Below are 13,045 nucleotides of genomic sequence, written 5' to 3'. Positions count from 1 at the left end.
TTTTCGTTTAAATTGAGACGAGGTTTTGCTCGATTAGTTTTTTTATGAACGGACTAATTTTTTCTGGTAACCCATTTAAATCAAAAAATTGTACGTGTAATGATTCAAATCCATCGGCTTTTAACGTACCACCTGTGATGTCTTTGCAAAGGTAGGCAATAGTTATAAGATAAAATTCATCCCCGTTTGGTAATTTCACAAAAAATTCTTTTCCAGAAAATACGCTTATTAACTGTAAGATTCCTATTTCAATCCCTGTTTCTTCGAGCACTTCTCGTCTCCCGGCTTCTTCTGTTGATTCACCAAGTTCAACGAATCCACCTGGGACACCCCAAATACCATTTTGCTTTTGTTGAAGTAATATTTGTCCTTGTTCATTGAATACAGCTACAGCAACTCCTGCTAGATTGAGTGGTCTCGATCCGACAACTTCTCTAAGTTCTTCAATATATCCCATTGTATGTAACCTCCGTAAGAAAAAATAAAAGCAAATAAACTATTCGTTATTATGTAAATATATTCCTCTTTATAAGGGGAAGAGATGTCATATGCCTTATTTTTTTACTTGGTAAAATATACATCAAAAAAGGTCAAATAAAGTCTTTGACCTTTTTTGACCAAATGTTATAATAAAGACAGAAAGAGATAATCTTTCATTCATAAATAATAAGGAGGAAAAAATATGCGTAATTTATTTCCAGAGATAACAAAACGTCAAAATGGTATTTTTGATTTTGGGCCTTCTTTATTAGAAGGGATGACAGATGCTTTTTTTAAACCAATGAACATGGATACTTTCAAAGTAGATGTTCATGAGCAATCTGATAAATATACTGTGAAAGCAGATTTACCAGGTTTTCAAAAAGAAAACATTCAAGTTGATTTTGAACAAGATGTATTAACGATTCAAGCAACGAACCATAATGAAGTAGAAGAAAAAAATGAGAATGGCACATATATTCGTAAAGAACGTTCTATAGGTTCTGTAACTCGACGCTTTAGTTTTAAACAAGTTGAGGAAGAAAATGTTAGAGCAAATTATAAAGATGGCGTGTTGACAATTGAATTGCCAAAATTGAAAGAAGAAAAAAGCAGTAAGACAACAATTAATATCGAATAAAAGAGCTGATAAATTCAGCTCTTTTTTTATGTAGTTAATGAATAAATTAGTTGAAATCGTAATGAGTAGAATAAAGTTTTAACGTTTAAAAAATTTTACGATTAGCTCCCCTTACGTTATTAAAAAAGGTATATTTAAATGGAAAGGAAAAGAACATCTAGACATACTGTTTAAAGTGAATTAGTAATAAAGTCAAAATACATAGTAAGGGTAGCAGCATTTTAGAGTAGATAATAGATTTTCCTAGAAAAAAACTGAGACAATTATGAATTTTTTAATTAGTAAGGAAGTGGTTAGATGAGTGTATTAACGTATACGGAAGAATTTTTTAATTATGTAAGGGAGTTTTTATTTTTAAGGTTTTTACTATTTGCTTTCGTTTTAATCATTATTTCTTTTGTCGTAAACCGTATTATTGATTGGTTTTTTAGGAAATCAAGCTTTTTTGATGAAGAGGTAGAGCAAACGATTCAAAGTGTGATTCGATCTATTTTTAGATATATCATTATCATCAGTCTAATCATATATTTAATTAGCCAATTTGTAGATATAAAAAGTATCATTGCAGGTGCAGGGATAGCGGGGGTTGTTATCGGTTTTGCTGCACAACAGATGCTAAAAGATGTTATATTAGGCTTTGCGAGATTAGCGGACAAAGAGTTTCGTGTTGGCGATTTTGTTACTTTTAACGGAACAAACTCAGGAACGATTGAGGAAATTAGTATTCGTTTTATGCAAATTCGTGAATGGTCAGGAAAACTCCTTACCATACCACATGGAGAGATTAGAACGATACAAAATTTTAATAAAGGGTGGATGCGAGTCATTGAACGGATTACGGTAAGTTATCAGGAAGATCCGACAAGAGTTAAGGGATTGTTAGAAGAAGTTTGTGTGAATTGTAATGAAAAATTGGCCCCAAGTCTTTATAAAGTGGAGGATGAAGCTGTTGAACCGTTTAAATATGTAGGTGTTACAGATTTAAATCCAAATCTTAAATACGTTGGATATGAATTTTGTATTACAGGCTTAATAAAGCCAGAAGATTATTTTGAAACTTCTAGACAAGTAAGATTTGAATTAATGTCTATGTTCTATAAGAATCAAGTGCAAATGCCAGCAACAAATATGTTCGTTACTACTGAGAGTTTACAGCATAATCATGGTGGACAATCTGTATCGGACAGCTAAAGTCGAATAATTGGATAAAAAACAATAATAAAATGATCAATATAAAGAAAGAACTGAAGGAATTCAGTTCTTTCTTTATTTGTAGAATTTAGAAATTTCTTAATGTTATAATGGTAATTGGTGATGAAAATGAACTTTGAAGAAAAAGAGATGCATCGTTTAGAAGCATTAAAAGCAATTGCAGAATTATTAAATGAAGCAACAGACTTACAAGACATGTTGGAAAAAGTGTTACATACATTGTTACAAGTTATGAATTTGCGAACAGGGTGGATCTTTTTTATTGATGAAAGTGGAAGGCACCGAATGCTTGTAGATGAAAACTTACCACCAGCTCTTACGTGGCAAGAGAAGAAGCCAATGTGTGAAGGGGACTGCTGGTGTGTAGAGCGTTTTGTGAATGGCAGGTTGGAAAAAGCGACAAATATTATTGAATGTAAGCGAATAGAGGATGCGATTGAGTGTAATTGGGGGGAGACAGAAGATGTTACACATCATGCGACGATCCCTCTTAGGTCTGGATCGGAGAAGTTTGGTCTATTAAATGTGGCTTCGCCTCAAAAAACACATTTTTCAGAAGAAGAATTAGCATTACTAGAATCAATTGCATTTCAAATAGGAACGACAATTCAACGTATACAGTTAGTGGAAAAAGAACGTAAATACGTAGTTGTAGCAGAACGAAATCGATTAGCTCGTGATTTACATGATTCAGTAAAACAATTGTTATTTTCTATTATGCTAACAGCAAAAGGTACGCTAAATATGACGCAGGATAAGGATTTGCAAGAGATGTTAAGTTATATTGGAGAATTATCACAGGAAGCATTACAAGAGATGACACTCTTGATTTGGCAATTAAGACCGGAAGGATTAGAGAAAGGGTTAGCTGAAGCAATTAAAAATTACGGAAAGTTGTTAGGGATTCACGTGGAAGTTCGAATTGATGGTATGGTTTCAATTGGTGATGAAATAGAAGAAGTTTTATGGCGTATTAGTCAAGAAGCGATACATAATTGTAAAAAACATGCTTCATGTGAAAAGGTACATGTTCTTTTGAAAATAGAAAATGACCAGTTGTATTTTTACATAGAGGATAACGGAATAGGATTTATACAAGATCACGTAAGAGAGTCAGCGCTCGGTTTAAAAAGTATGAAGGAACGTATTCAGTTAATGAGGGGATCATTTCAAATAAAAACTGAGCTGAAAAAGGGTACGAAAATTGAAATTCAATTGCCGGTTTGAAGGGGAGAAGAAGGTTGAAAATTAAATTACTACTAGTTGAGGATCATCATATCGTTCGAAGAGGACTTGTATTCTTTTTGAAAACGAGAGAAGAATTTGAAATAGTTGGGGAAGCGGAAAATGGTGAAGAGGCATTAACATTCGTTCGAACGAAAAGACCAGATGTAGTATTAATGGATCTATCAATGCCGAAGATGGATGGTATTGAAGCAACAAAACGCATAAAACAATATGATGAAACAATAAAGATACTAATATTAAGCAGTTTTTCAGAGCAAGATTATGTTTTGCCAGCACTTGAAGCTGGAGCAGATGGTTATCAATTAAAAGAAGTACAACCTGAGCAACTGGTCGCTTCTATCATTGCAATACATCAGGGGAATGCGAATTTTCATCCGAAAGTAACACCAGCACTATTAGGACGGTCAGTGGTCAAAAAAGAAAACCCTTTTTCCATGTTAACGAAAAGAGAACAAGAAGTACTTCATGAAATTGCGAAAGGACGAAGTAATAAAGAAATTGCAGCAGTGCTTCATATTACAGAACAAACTGTAAAAACACATGTTTCAAATGTTTTAGCTAAATTGGAAGTAGATGATCGTACGCAAGCTGCATTATATGCGGTGAAATATGGGGTTATTTAGGAGGAGTGTATGAAAGTAAGGACTACATTACAGCGGTACATGTCAAGTTTGTCTGAGGCTAGTTATTTTAATGGTACGGTACTGATTGCAAAAAATGATGAAATATTGTTAAGTGAAGCATTTGGAACAGCGAATTTCACATTTAACATTCCTCATACTATTGATACAAAATTTCGAATTGGTTCATTAACGAAAGGGTTTACCAGTACAGCAATTTTACAATTAGAAGAACGTGGATTGCTCTCGGTAGAAGACTCAATTTCAAAATATATAGAGGGATTCTCTTATGGAGAAGATGTTACAATTCACCACCTATTAACTCACACATCGGGTATTTCAAATTTTACAAGTTGGCCTAATTATTGGTCGGATATAATGAGGAAATCTGTATCTAAAGAAGACATTGTGCATGTATTAAAGACGTACCCGTTAGAGTTTAAACCAGGTGAGAGATATAGTTATACAAATTCTGGTTATATTTTATTAACAATTATAATCGAAAAGATTACTGGTTTATCATATAAAGAATATATACATAAATATATATGTCAACCACTTCAAATGCATAATACTGGATGTGAGGATGAGTGTAGAGAAATAGTAGAATCTTTATCAACAGGATATACGATATTTGGAGATATAAAACAAACTGAACATATTGATATGTCATTTCCACTAGGGGCATATGGAATGTATTCGACAGTTAAAGATTTGTTTAAATGGCATAAAGCATTGCGTAGTAGAGAGGTGATTTCAGAAAGTTCACTTCAAAAAATGTTTACTGCATATTCAGATCATTATGGATATGGTTGGGCTATAGAACAAGAAGAATATATTTCTACTAGTCATTTTGGTGATATAAATGGTTTTGTGAATTATTTGATTCGATATGAAAAAGATAATGTTTGTATTATTGTACTAAGTAATATAAATATTACACCGGTCATAGAGATTGCAAATAACATAGCTAAGATTATAAATGGGGAAGAGATTCAGATGCCGAGACCTATAAAGGTGTATGAGGTGAATTTTTTCGATAAATTAAAATGTGTGGGGAAATATATAACAGAAAACAATGAAGTAATTCAAGTTATAGAAAAACAAAATAAACTCTATGTTATAGTGCCAAAACATTATGGTGTATTGTATAAACTTGAGCTTTATCTTTGTTCTTTTCAAGAGGAAGTTGCAATGTTTCGAACGAAATACGTTGATGAAAAAATAAAAATAAATACAAAAACAGGATCATTATCTTTTGAAGATGTTACGAAAAAATGCATAAAAGCTAATAAAATATATAGTGAAGCTGAATAAAGGTTTTTCTTCTTTCAATAATTAGGTACAATAAAGTGAAACTTTAATCAGTGGAAGGTCTATCCCCACTGATTATTAGCACACACTAATTGTGTTTTTACGGGATAAAGCTACGATGGAAGGGGAAGATATGCTATGCCTGAAACAAGAAGTGGGATTGGAAAGATTCAGGCTTCGTTAAACGGTTTGTCACCGAAATTACGAAGTATTGCCGAACATATTTTGGAACATCCGCAAGATGTTGTACATAAATCTATTACTGAATTAGCAGAAGTTACGAATAGTTCTGAAGCTACGATATTCCGCTTATGTAAAAACCTTGGTTTACAAGGATTTCAAGATTTAAAGATTACATTAGCTCGTGAAATTGTACATACACCGATGCAAAATATTCATGAAGAAGTATCGGCAGAAGATAGCATGGTAACTGTTGCTAAAAAAGTTTTTCATTCGCATATTACAGGACTGCAAGATACACTGCATTTGTTAAATGATACAGCGCTAGAGCAAGCTGTCAAAGTCTTGCAAGAAGCAAGCCGTATTGAGTTTTACGGAAATGGTGGCTCTGGTATTATTGCAATGGATGCGTATCATAAGTTTATGAGAACGGGTATTTCTTGTATTGCTCATACAGATTCACATTTTCAAATTATGGGGGCAGGTTTACTTACGAAAGAAGCAGTTGTGATTGCTATTTCTCATTCGGGTAGCAATAAAGGATTACTGGAAGCGTTAGAAGTAGCGAAAGCAAGAGGAGCTCGCATTATTGCAATTACGAGCTATCAGAAATCAGCATTAAGTCAACTTGCTGACATAACACTTTATACTTCTACACGCGAGACGGAATTTCGTACAGAAGCAAGTTCATCACGGTTAGCGCAGTTAAGTTTATTAGATACTTTATATGTTGGATTATCGTTACAACGCCAAGACGAAACGTTGCAAAATTTACAAAGTATACGTGAAACAATTTCGATGAAGCGAATATAAAAAAGTCCTTCAAATGTTAAATTTAGATAATAACTTATAGGATAGTTAGTCCGTTATGGGGCTGATTATCCTTTTTATTTACATAACAAATAAAAAGAATGAATATTCAATTTGATTAGTATAATATAGAAATGAAATTTGAAGCGTTTGATAAAAATAAGAGAGTTAATGATAAGATACTTTGATTGAAAGGAAAAAGAATTATGTTCCTCATAGCATATTTACCTATTTTTCTTTATTTATTATTAGAATTTTATAGAATTTCACCTATTAAAGAAGAAAAACAAAATCGTGGTTCTAGTTTCTTAATCGGAGTAGTGTTCGCATTGATGATAACGATTCCAGAAATTTTGTATTTCTTTATAGTAAATAAGATTCATTCAATGCTGTTTTTGGGTGTTATGATTGGGCTAATTGGAGTATGGATAAGATTTTCTTCAATGAAAATTTTAGGAAGATTTTACAGTAGGAATGTGGGAATGCAAGGGGGACATAGGTTAATTCAAAACGGCTTATATAAATATGTTCGCCACCCTGGTTATTTAGGATCTTTTTTGGTCTTTTTAGGATTTGCTATATCTTCATCTTCTTTCATTGCCATTTTAATAAATATAATTTTATTTTTCCTAGTGTACTCGTATCGTATAAAAATTGAAGAGAGAATTCTTATTACACTGTTTGGAGAACAATATAAACAATATCAGTCTAAGGCTTGAAAAATTATACCATTTCTATACTAGGGATTATAGGAGAAAGTTCAAAATTAGTTATTGAAGTTATCTAGTCTTTATATTTGAGGAAATACATTTTTTTATTTTTGCTTCCCTTAGCTTGTCACAATCAAGCTAAGGAAAGCAAATGCCTTAAATAGATGAATGTGAGAACTCACCACATTTAAAAAGACAGGAACCTTTTGTATATATTAAATTATGTACAAAAGGTTCCTGTCTTTAATTTTATTGAGTTAAAAGTGTATGACCTAAATAAAATAATAGACGAGCTTTTTATATGGGTTGATAGTTTGTTTAATGGTTATAATTATCTATGGAAATATACTACTTATAATCTCCCAATGTTAAAAAAATTTTTAACCGCTATATTCTTCATATGTAAACCGAAAAGAAATACTTGATAAATTCCAGTGTAAATAGGATGAAGGGAGTTTCAATTTTTTCTTCAAATATATCAAAATATGATTTGGTTAATAATTCAAATAGTGTTCAATATTTAACAATAGACTTTTAAAATTACATGTTATGATGAACATGTAATGATGATTGAACACTTAAACTTGGCACAATGATTAGCCAAACTAGTGAAGACAGAAGTTGTGAGATGAACTCATGAAAAATTCTAAAACACTAAAGGGGAGATCACATATGAAAGCAGTAGTAGTTAATAAAAATAGTAAAGCAAACATTGAAATTATTGAAAAGGAATTACGTCCGTTACACTCAGGTGAAGCGCTAGTAAATGTAGAGTATTGTGGAGTTTGTCATACTGATTTACACGTTGCAAATCATGATTTTGGAAACACAGATGGCCGTATTCTTGGTCATGAGGGTATAGGTATTGTGACGAAAATTGCTGATGATGTTACTTCACTAAAGGTGGGGGACCGTGTAAGTATTGCATGGATGTTCCAATCTTGTGGGCGTTGTGAATATTGCGTAACTGGTAGAGAAACATTTTGCCGTGAAGTGAAGAATGCTGGTTATTCAGTAGATGGTGGTATGGCTGAACAATGTATTGTGACAGCTGATTATGCGGTGAAAGTACCAGAAGGATTAGATCCTGCTCAAGCATCATCAATCACATGTGCGGGTGTAACTACATATAAAGCTATAAAAGTATCGGATATTAAACCTGGTCAACCTATCGTCATTTATGGCTGTGGTGGATTAGGTAACCTAGCTATTCAATATGCTAAAAACGTATTTGGTGCAAAGGTAATTGCAGTAGATATTAATGACGATAAATTAGCCTTAGCAAAAGAGGTTGGCGCTGATATGACAATCAATCCAATTTCTCAAGGTCCTGCTGATACGATTGTTCAAGATGAGTTTGGTGGTGCTTATGCTGCTGTAGTAACAGCTGTTTCAAAAGTAGCATTCAACTCAGCGGTTGATGCAGTACGTGCTTGTGGTAAAGTCGTTGCAGTAGGTTTACCGGTAGAAACTATGGATTTAAACATTCCGCGACTTGTATTAGATGGAATTGAAGTAGTTGGCTCTCTAGTCGGTACTCGTAAAGATCTAGAAGAAGCATTTATGTTCGGTGCAGAAGGAAAAGTAGTGCCGGTCGTTCAAACTTGTTCTCTAGATAAAGTACAACATGTATTCGAAGAAATGGAACAAGGTAGAATTCAAGGACGTATGGTAATCGATTTTAAACACAATAATTGTGATTGCAATTCACTTTAAATATAAAAAGCATGAGTCTAGCTAAAGACATGTAAAGAAGTTAGACGACAAAAAGAAGATGATCCCTGCATTTAACAGGAATCATCTTCTTTGCATTCCACTACTATCAATATCGAGTAATGGAAAGGATTAAAGGTTCACTTTATCTACAAACGAAAAAGAATCTTTACTTTTAACAAATTTTTTATGATCTGGAACGGTTTGAATTGCTATAACTTGTGTATCTCTTGCTTTCAGTGCATCTTGAATCCCGATTGTCATAAGCTTAATAAATAGAATCGTAATAAAGAATGAAGAGAGGGTATAAAAAATAATCCACCATGAAAGATTCATTTCATTACGATTTAATCCAATAAGTCCTGCCCAATCATTAGATAGAGAAACAGGTTTGAGTACTCCGTCATAGAGTTCACGCATTTGAATCCCGCCAATTACAATGTTAAGCAACGCTAAATGGATAACGAGTATGAGTGTTTGGACGATATGTTCCATAAATAATACAAATAAGCGGTCAAGTAATAAGACTCGTAAGTGTTTTTTCATAATATGAAAACGGCTAGCACCCAATAATTGTGAACTTAAAATGTAATCTCGTTTCATAAATTCATCAACCTCTGAGGATATATATAAAGAAAGTGTAGGCAGAGCGACGAAAATAAGTACGAGTACTTGATAAAACGTAAATGAAATATTTGGATTTAACCCATCAGCATTTGATGTGATTACAATATTAACGGGTGTGATGAGTATGAATGCGATAAATAGAGTTGGAATATAATAAAAAACTTCTGAGCATCCTTGGAAAAATCTCTTGAATTTTGAAGCGTATAAACTTAAGAGTATTCCTATACATGTTCCGCATAAAATTCGAAAGAAGCTAATTGCCACGGCTAATAAAATAGTGAATTTTGCTCCTTCTATAATTTGTAAGAAAACAGACTCGCCAAAACGATCAGATCCAAAAGGCGGAATTAACGATGGTGGAAAGGGGGCCTTTCCAAGTAATTCGTTATTGTCATTGTAAAGTAACTGAGGAGGTTTTGGGATGTTATCTTTAAAGAACCAACTATAAATAAAACTAGCTGAAACAAGTATGAATAAATAAATAAAGCCGATTAAAAAGCGTTTTGATTTCCAAATAGATTTCATAAAGCTGCTCCTTTCAATTGCCTTTGCCATCTATTCATCATGAAAGAGATGATTTGAAAAATGGCGTAAAACGGTAAAATAATCATGACCAGTATGATAAATGCAGCGGGAGCTGAAATAAACGCCTTATTAAATAAAAATTGAATAATGCCATCCATATTAAAAACAAATTCTAAAATGAATAAATTAGAAAGTAAGAAAACAAAAATCGTTTTTAAATGGTGGAAGAAGTGGATAGATATATTTTTGAATAAATGAATGCGTAGTATATAACTTGATGAAAGGCCTTTTCCATAGGCAACTTCTACATAATCTTTTCCATGTTCTTCTTTTATGTATAACACCATCATCCGAAACATTTGTAATGTAGGTAAGACCGCTAAAGATAAAATAGGGAGTAAATAAGCTCGATTTTCATTAAAAGAAATAATGGTGACAGGAGATTCCCCGAATTTCTTAAGTACCCATATGAAAAATATTTGCAAACAAATCATCATCATCATATCAGGGACAGCTTCTAATATGAACACAATTCGGTTTATCCATTTTTTTATATAATCTTTTGCTAAAAAATAAAAAAATGCCATGCTAGATGAAATAAAGAGCGCAAGCAAAAAGGCTAAAAATAATATAGTAAATGAATATAGGTAAGGTTCTAAAACAGTTGGAAATAATGGTGTTGTTTTTAAATGACCATACTTTGGGTCTGATCCTATAACCAACAATGATTCAGGGGAGAAAACCTGTTTTAACATAGTAACAATCTGGTCAAAAAAATAAATTGGTTGAAAGGTAAATCCGTTTTGAGTGATAAATAAATAAGGTAAATTTAATAATAGTAACAGTGATAAAAAAATGGATGAAAGCTTAATTGTGAATTGAGATATTTTATGTAACATTAAATCCCTCCGACATCTTTTTACAACATTATACAATAAAGTTCAAAATATTGTTTTATTTTTCTGAAAAATATAAATGGTATTAGAATTTATTTTATGGAACATATATTTACAAGTTAAAAAAATGATAGTAGATTCGAGCTCTATGTCCATTAAGATAAAAAGAAGAGTGAAACTAAAACACTAAAAAGAGAAAAATGCATAGAATTCTTATTGTGGAGGTAGTTGCTCTTTTGCTTTTGATGGTTATGTTACGCCTAGCTAAGTTTATGCAAATTCAAATTTAGGTGAGATTGTTTCTTCTTTTAGGTTATGTGTGGGGAATTTAAAAAACTCCTAGGGATCAATGAATACCTAGGAGGGCACCTGCGTCATATAACAAATTTACAATTATGTTGTGTTTTTGTTTGAAATGCATATTGTTTCATATACATTATAATCAATATATTTAAGTTTATAAGAGTTATACTTTTATCTAAACTCGTAACCAAAATAACCACTAAATCCAAATAGTACTATTGTGGCTGATTTAGATATCCATTTAATTAAGATTGGATTTAGAAAAATTCTAGTAAAATGAACAAAGCCTAAAAGATACCAACAGCTATTATGATAAATGTAGATGTACTTGTATTATCTAATGAAGAGACTAGAACCGGACCGAAGACCCCTATCCAAAATACAATATTAGCCGGTGATAGAGCAATCATAAAAATTCTTCTATTTTATTCAATTACTATTCTTTTCAATTGTTTCAACAAAAAAACAAGATTGTGGTGATTTTTCACATTACTTCTAACGAGTTACAAAAGTATCTCTTTGTTGAAGTTCATTGCTTAAAACCCCATAAGATCCTTTACATGTTTAGCGTTCTGTTTAGATGTTAGTTTTTCAAGTAATAAAAATGCAACATCAAAAGCTGTACCTGGATTTGAAGATGTAATAATATTTCCATCTTGAACAATTAAATCATTTTGTACTTTTGCACCGAAATTCTTTAACTGCTCTTTTCGTTTACTCGTTGGATGACTGTATGTGGTAGCTTTTTTACCTATAAGAATTCCACTTTTACCAAGTGCTAATGATGCAACACAAATGCTTGCAATAGGTTTCTGTTTGACATGAAAATGTTGAATAACATGTAAGAATTCTTTACTGTATGCATCCCGATAAAAGCCAGCTTCTTCAAATCCTCCTGGAATAGCTAGTGCATCAAACTCATCCAATTGAATATTATCAACCGTTTTTTCGGGTATGATAGTAAAATTCCAAGTACAAGTTAATTTATCCCGAAGACCAACTGTTATGACCTCGGTTGACCCGTCTCCCTCCCACTTATTCCAACCTAGTACGTCTGTAAATACACTAGCTTCTACTGCTTCAAATCCGTCAGCTAATAATAATAAAATCTTTTTCATATAGTAAATCGCCTCCTAATATCCTTATTTTATATGGATATAAAAAGCTGATGAATAAGTTAAATAAGGATATTTAATTGTTTAGCTTTATTATATAAAGAATTTAGATTATTATATTTTATAAAAAAAGGTTGGGTACTTTATGGATCAAATTGATAAAAAAATCTTAGGGTTATTACAGTCAAATGCAAAAATTTCAATGAAGGATTTAGCTGAAGTAGTTCACTTATCTTCTCCGTCAGTAACTGAGCGAGTAAGAAAGCTAGAGGCGCAACAAATTATTGAAGGTTACCATGCACATGTTTCCCTAAAAAAAATTAACCGCCCAATTTCGGCACTTATTCTGTTTAAATCAACGAATTGTAAAGCATTATCTAACTTTTGTTATAATCATCCGGATGTAATTGAGTGTTACAGAGTAGCAGGGGAAATTAGCTATATTGTCAAATTAGCAACTGATTCTGTAGAAAGTTTAGAACAATTTATTGATGATTCAATGCAATATGGTACGCCATCAACAAATATTGTATTATCTTCTCATGAAAAAAAGATAATCGCTCCCTTTATTAGTGAAAAATAAAAATACATGCCTAATCAATTAACTATTACTTCCTTAATATTTTTTGAAAATAGCCCTTATTTTTCGGAC

The 13,045-nt window shown here is 32.2% G+C and carries 13 protein-coding genes and 1 pseudogene; 9 read left to right on the top strand and 5 right to left on the bottom strand.

Annotated elements, in window-relative coordinates:
- Nucleotides 1-7: 7 nt before the first annotated feature.
- Nucleotides 8-457 carry an NUDIX hydrolase gene (locus AC0NJG_RS03540; RefSeq protein WP_474062850.1) on the bottom strand — a complete coding sequence of 150 codons (450 nt, stop codon included), beginning with the start codon at nucleotides 455-457 and terminating at the stop codon, nucleotides 8-10.
- Between the two features lie 225 nt (nucleotides 458-682).
- Here AC0NJG_RS03540 and AC0NJG_RS03535 point away from each other — a divergent pair, with 225 nt between their 5' ends.
- The 8 genes from AC0NJG_RS03535 (at nucleotide 683) to adhP (ending at nucleotide 8,930) form a co-directional block, all read left to right on the top strand.
- A complete protein-coding gene (locus AC0NJG_RS03535; RefSeq protein WP_087952415.1) occupies nucleotides 683-1,120 on the top strand; it encodes an Hsp20/alpha crystallin family protein in 438 nt (145 codons plus the stop codon).
- Nucleotides 1,121-1,417: 297 nt separating this feature from the next.
- Complete coding sequence (locus AC0NJG_RS03530) at nucleotides 1,418-2,311, top strand: mechanosensitive ion channel family protein (protein WP_474062849.1); 894 nt, start codon at nucleotides 1,418-1,420, stop codon at nucleotides 2,309-2,311.
- Nucleotides 2,312-2,440: 129 nt separating this feature from the next.
- Entirely contained in the window at nucleotides 2,441-3,559 is a 1,119-nt protein-coding gene (locus AC0NJG_RS03525) for a GAF domain-containing sensor histidine kinase (RefSeq protein ID WP_087952417.1), read from the top strand.
- Between the two features lie 14 nt (nucleotides 3,560-3,573).
- Nucleotides 3,574-4,203: a response regulator transcription factor gene (locus tag AC0NJG_RS03520; RefSeq protein ID WP_087952418.1), complete on the top strand. Its 630-nt coding sequence runs from the start codon at nucleotides 3,574-3,576 to the stop codon at nucleotides 4,201-4,203.
- A 9-nt stretch (nucleotides 4,204-4,212) separates the two neighbouring features.
- On the top strand, nucleotides 4,213-5,517 hold the full coding sequence (locus tag AC0NJG_RS03515; RefSeq protein WP_474062848.1) for a serine hydrolase domain-containing protein: 1,305 nt from the start codon (nucleotides 4,213-4,215) through the stop codon (nucleotides 5,515-5,517).
- Nucleotides 5,518-5,652: 135 nt separating this feature from the next.
- On the top strand, nucleotides 5,653-6,507 hold the full coding sequence (locus AC0NJG_RS03510; protein WP_474062847.1) for a MurR/RpiR family transcriptional regulator: 855 nt from the start codon (nucleotides 5,653-5,655) through the stop codon (nucleotides 6,505-6,507).
- 185 nt (nucleotides 6,508-6,692) lie between these two features.
- Nucleotides 6,693-7,223, top strand: coding sequence for a methyltransferase family protein (locus tag AC0NJG_RS03505; RefSeq protein ID WP_474062846.1), 531 nt, complete (start codon nucleotides 6,693-6,695; stop codon nucleotides 7,221-7,223).
- A gap of 663 nt (nucleotides 7,224-7,886) precedes the next feature.
- A complete protein-coding gene (adhP, locus tag AC0NJG_RS03500) occupies nucleotides 7,887-8,930 on the top strand; it encodes an alcohol dehydrogenase AdhP (protein WP_087952422.1) in 1,044 nt (347 codons plus the stop codon).
- Nucleotides 8,931-9,059: 129 nt separating this feature from the next.
- On the opposite strand, the gene AC0NJG_RS03495 is transcribed toward adhP, so the two are convergent.
- From AC0NJG_RS03495 to AC0NJG_RS03480, 4 genes and pseudogenes are all read right to left on the bottom strand, one after another.
- The gene (locus AC0NJG_RS03495; RefSeq protein ID WP_140168533.1) at nucleotides 9,060-10,079 is read right to left on the bottom strand and encodes an ABC transporter permease; all 1,020 of its coding nucleotides are present in this window, start codon (nucleotides 10,077-10,079) and stop codon (nucleotides 9,060-9,062) included.
- On the bottom strand, nucleotides 10,076-10,978 hold the full coding sequence (locus AC0NJG_RS03490; RefSeq protein ID WP_474062845.1) for an ABC transporter permease subunit: 903 nt from the start codon (nucleotides 10,976-10,978) through the stop codon (nucleotides 10,076-10,078). Before AC0NJG_RS03490 ends, AC0NJG_RS03495 begins: the two co-directional genes overlap by 4 nt.
- A 471-nt stretch (nucleotides 10,979-11,449) precedes the next feature.
- Nucleotides 11,450-11,691 (bottom strand): annotated as a pseudogene (locus AC0NJG_RS03485) (LysE family translocator); the annotation flags it as partial.
- 123 nt (nucleotides 11,692-11,814) lie between these two features.
- Nucleotides 11,815-12,396, bottom strand: a complete 582-nt coding sequence (locus AC0NJG_RS03480; RefSeq protein ID WP_000722332.1) for a DJ-1/PfpI family protein — start codon at nucleotides 12,394-12,396, stop codon at nucleotides 11,815-11,817.
- A gap of 142 nt (nucleotides 12,397-12,538) precedes the next feature.
- Between AC0NJG_RS03480 and AC0NJG_RS03475 the strand changes: the two genes are divergently transcribed.
- Complete coding sequence (locus tag AC0NJG_RS03475; RefSeq protein ID WP_087952425.1) at nucleotides 12,539-12,976, top strand: Lrp/AsnC family transcriptional regulator; 438 nt, start codon at nucleotides 12,539-12,541, stop codon at nucleotides 12,974-12,976.
- Nucleotides 12,977-13,045: the final 69 nt, after the last annotated feature.

It is taken from the genome of Bacillus sp. SSR7, from assembly GCF_055902415.1.
The sequence above is the reverse complement of the archived record's forward strand: the minus strand, read 5'-3'. Positions and strand labels throughout refer to the sequence as shown.

What these genes read in the sequence shown, in the direction of transcription:
- AC0NJG_RS03540 (WP_474062850.1), bottom strand. Translation starts at nt 457, where the DNA reads ATGGGATATATTGAAGAACTTAGAGAAGTTGTCGGATCGAGACCACTC.
- AC0NJG_RS03535 (WP_087952415.1), top strand. Translation starts at nt 683, where the DNA reads ATGCGTAATTTATTTCCAGAGATAACAAAACGTCAAAATGGTATTTTT.
- AC0NJG_RS03530 (WP_474062849.1), top strand. Translation starts at nt 1,418, where the DNA reads ATGAGTGTATTAACGTATACGGAAGAATTTTTTAATTATGTAAGGGAG.
- AC0NJG_RS03525 (WP_087952417.1), top strand. Translation starts at nt 2,441, where the DNA reads ATGAACTTTGAAGAAAAAGAGATGCATCGTTTAGAAGCATTAAAAGCA.
- AC0NJG_RS03515 (WP_474062848.1), top strand. Translation starts at nt 4,213, where the DNA reads ATGAAAGTAAGGACTACATTACAGCGGTACATGTCAAGTTTGTCTGAG.
- AC0NJG_RS03510 (WP_474062847.1), top strand. Translation starts at nt 5,653, where the DNA reads ATGCCTGAAACAAGAAGTGGGATTGGAAAGATTCAGGCTTCGTTAAAC.
- adhP (WP_087952422.1), top strand. Translation starts at nt 7,887, where the DNA reads ATGAAAGCAGTAGTAGTTAATAAAAATAGTAAAGCAAACATTGAAATT.
- AC0NJG_RS03495 (WP_140168533.1), bottom strand. Translation starts at nt 10,079, where the DNA reads ATGAAATCTATTTGGAAATCAAAACGCTTTTTAATCGGCTTTATTTAT.
- AC0NJG_RS03490 (WP_474062845.1), bottom strand. Translation starts at nt 10,978, where the DNA reads ATGTTACATAAAATATCTCAATTCACAATTAAGCTTTCATCCATTTTT.
- AC0NJG_RS03480 (WP_000722332.1), bottom strand. Translation starts at nt 12,396, where the DNA reads ATGAAAAAGATTTTATTATTATTAGCTGACGGATTTGAAGCAGTAGAA.
- AC0NJG_RS03475 (WP_087952425.1), top strand. Translation starts at nt 12,539, where the DNA reads ATGGATCAAATTGATAAAAAAATCTTAGGGTTATTACAGTCAAATGCA.